2 protein-coding genes are annotated in these 3,222 nt (G+C 44.2%); both read left to right on the plus strand.

The features are described from left to right. Positions 1 to 137 precede the first annotated feature (137 nt). Complete coding sequence (locus tag RMO84_RS08870; RefSeq protein WP_310488116.1) at positions 138 to 1,301, plus strand: AAA family ATPase; 1,164 nt, start codon at positions 138 to 140, stop codon at positions 1,299 to 1,301. Positions 1,302 to 1,339: 38 nt separating this feature from the next. After that, entirely contained in the window at positions 1,340 to 3,178 is a 1,839-nt protein-coding gene (locus tag RMO84_RS08875; protein ID WP_310488117.1) for a MarR family transcriptional regulator, read from the plus strand. Positions 3,179 to 3,222 lie beyond the last annotated feature (44 nt).

Consider the following 3,222-nt stretch of genomic DNA (forward strand, 5'->3'; position numbering starts at 1 on the left):
GTCATCACATTGAATCGGTAGGGGTAATTCATGAATTACCCCTACCGATTCAATGCGATCGGATCGAACATCTACGATGAATTTGACGTAAATAAAAACTGACGTACAATAGAAGATGACGATTGAGCAATATTCTCATGAAACCAAATCCTGGCGGGCAGTTAGCAGCAGATGAAGTACTAGGTAGAGATAGACTTATCGCCAGACTGTGGCAGGTGTTGGAGCGACAGAGCTTGTTACTGACAGCAGAGCGGCGGATGGGGAAGACGAGCGTTATCAAGAAGATGACAGAGCAGCCGTTACCGCAGATGTTGGTGAAGTTTCGGGATTTAGAGGGTTTGCGAACGCCATTAGAATTTGTTGAAGCAGTGTTACATGACGTTCAGCAGGATTTGAGTGGCAAAGAACAGGCGATGGGTGGGGTGAGAGCTTTGCTCAAAGAATTAAGCGGCGCAGAAATCAAGGGATTTAAACTGCCAAAATCGATCGAACAGCACTGGAAAACGATCCTTACTAAAACTATCGAAGACTTGATGGCACAACAGGAAGGGATGGTGGTGTTCTTCTGGGATGAGATGCCGATGATGCTCGATAATATCAATCGAGATTTGGGCGAAACAGTGACGATGGAAATCTTGACGACGTTGCGATCTCTGCGTCAAACTCATTCTAATTTGCGAATGGTATTTACTGGATCGATCGGGTTGCATCATGTGGTAACTCAACTCAAAAAAGTCGGTGCGGCTGGGGCAACTACTAATGATATGCATCCAGAAGAAGTTATGCCATTAGATTTAGATGATGCGATCTTGCTGGCGCAGGAGTTATTAACTGGTGCAAACATTGATGTTCGAGATTTAGCTATTTCGATCGCCGAGTCAGTCGATCTCGTGCCATATTATATTCACCATATTGTCGATGAATTACAACAGCTAAATTCACCCATTACACAAACAAGCATTGCAGACATTATTCTCGACAATCTTTACAACCCTTCCAATCGCTGGGATATGGCGCATTATCGAGAACGGATCGATACATATTATGAATCGCCGATAGTACCATTTGCTTTAGGGGTTTTAGATGAATTAGCAGTAACAGCAAACCCATTGCCGTTGTCAGATTTATTACAGCGTTTGCAGGTGCAAAGTAACTTGCAAAATCTCGATCGAGAAATGTTACTAAAAGTTCTCAGCTTATTACAACGCGACCATTATATCGGACAACAAAATGCTGGTGCTTATGCATTTCGGTTTCCGTTGATTCAGCAATATTGGAAATTGAGTCGGGGGTTGGGATGATGAAATCGCCAACGATATTTTCATTTACACCCAGCTTGATGAATCCTGCTGATTTAGAATCTATTTTCGTACAGCGGGAGGCGATAGCGGCGGATTTAGTCGATCGAATTCGCGAGAGTGTATTGACTCCCACTAAGCATCATAGCCTGATAATTGGGGCGCGGGGAATGGGGAAAACTCATCTGGTATCGCTGGTTTATCATCGAGTGCAGGCGATGACGGATTTGCACGATCGCATCTTAATTGCCTGGTTGCGAGAAGAGGAATGGGGGATTACCTCTTTTCTCAAATTATTATTGCGAATCTTGAGAGCTATAGATTCACTAGATTCAGCCATTCAGCAACGGATCGAGGCTTTGTACGAACTATCCTCAGCCGATGCCGAACAAGCGGCGATGAGCTTACTGACAGAGATAATTGGCGATCGCACGCTACTATTAATTACCGAAAATCTAGACGATCTATTTAAAGGTTTAGGCGATAGCGGACAGCAACAGTTACGGGCATTTCTGCAAAATAGCGGCTGTTGCACAATTTTAGCGACGGCTCCGAGGCTGTTTAATGGAGTACAAAGTCGGAGTAAGCCTTTTTATGGTTTCTTCCGTCCGGTGCGGTTGCAAGAGCTAACCGCACCGGAAGCGGTGCAATTATTAATTAGGATTGCCAGCCTACGCGAACAAACCGAGTTAGTCAGCTTTTTAAAAACCCCAATGGGCAAAGCGCGAGTGCAAGCGGTGGAGCATTTGGCGGGGGGAAATCCGCGCATCTATGTGATTTTTGCCGAGTTTTTGTCGCGGGAATCGTTGGAAGAATTGGTGCAGCCGTTTATGGCATTATTGGACGCGCTCACGCCTTATTATCAATCGCGGATGCAGTATCTATCAGCGCAACAGCGAGAAATTGTCGAATTTTTGTGCGATCGCAAGTTTCCAGCCACGGTGAAGGATATCGCCCAACGCTGTTTCATCACGTCGCAAACGACTTCGAGCCAGTTGAAGGAGTTGAAGGAAAAGGGCTATGTCAATGTCGAATCGATCGGGCGGGAGTCGTTTTATGCGTTGAAAGAACCGCTAATGCGAATTTGTTTGGGAATGAAAAAAGAGCGAGATAGTACGCTCAAGTTTATGGTGGATTTTTTGCGAACTTGGTATTCCAAAGATGAATTGGAGGCGTTACGACAAAAAATATTTGATGGATTTATGCAGCAGCATCTGGAATTAGCTTTGCAAGAGATTGATAATAGCGAACAAGATCCACGAATTGCGATTTGTTTAAAAAAAATGCGAGATTGTTTCGATCGAAATCTCCCCGACGAAGCATTACAGTATACGCAAAAACTCATAGCTTTTAGAGGTTCTATAGGGGATTGGATGTACCAAGGATTTGCCTTAGCTGAATCTACACGATGGACGGAAGCTATTGTAAGCTGCAATCATATATTAGCTATTGAAGGTGATAATAAAACTGCATTACAGTTGATGGATCTTTGCAAGCAGGCATTATTTACTAGTTCTAAAATCGAGCTAGCTATAAATGCTTTGCTCACAAAAGATTTGTCACAATGGAAATCTATAGTCACCAATTTATTAGACATGTTTAATGCTTTTCCCACAACCGTCACCAACGGTTTGGTCAGCTCATGCAAACACCTGATCTCACCCCATATCAGCGACACCACAGCCACCCTCTGGCATGATACTTGGCACGAACTTACACACCATTTACCCGAATATCAATTACCCTTACGCTTACTCACCACCGCGCTGCATTATAAGCAAAAACCAGACGATCCGCGAGTGTGGATGGAACTATCGATCGAGGAGCGTAAAATCTTGCAGCAAGCTTTGGGTATAGATTCGATTGAATCGCGCGATTAAAATCACCGCTCATGATGCAAAGTCCGCCTGCGCGGACTAATTTA

The sequence above is a fragment of the Chamaesiphon sp. VAR_69_metabat_338 genome (genome assembly GCF_031423935.1).
In the GTDB taxonomy this organism is placed as follows: Bacteria; Cyanobacteriota; Cyanobacteriia; order Cyanobacteriales; family Chamaesiphonaceae; genus Chamaesiphon.

Bases quoted from the DNA above. Each gene is read 5' to 3' on its own strand.
- RMO84_RS08870 (WP_310488116.1), top strand. From the start codon at position 138: ATGAAACCAAATCCTGGCGGGCAGTTAGCAGCAGATGAAGTACTAGGT.
- RMO84_RS08875 (WP_310488117.1), top strand. From the start codon at position 1,340: ATGAATCCTGCTGATTTAGAATCTATTTTCGTACAGCGGGAGGCGATA.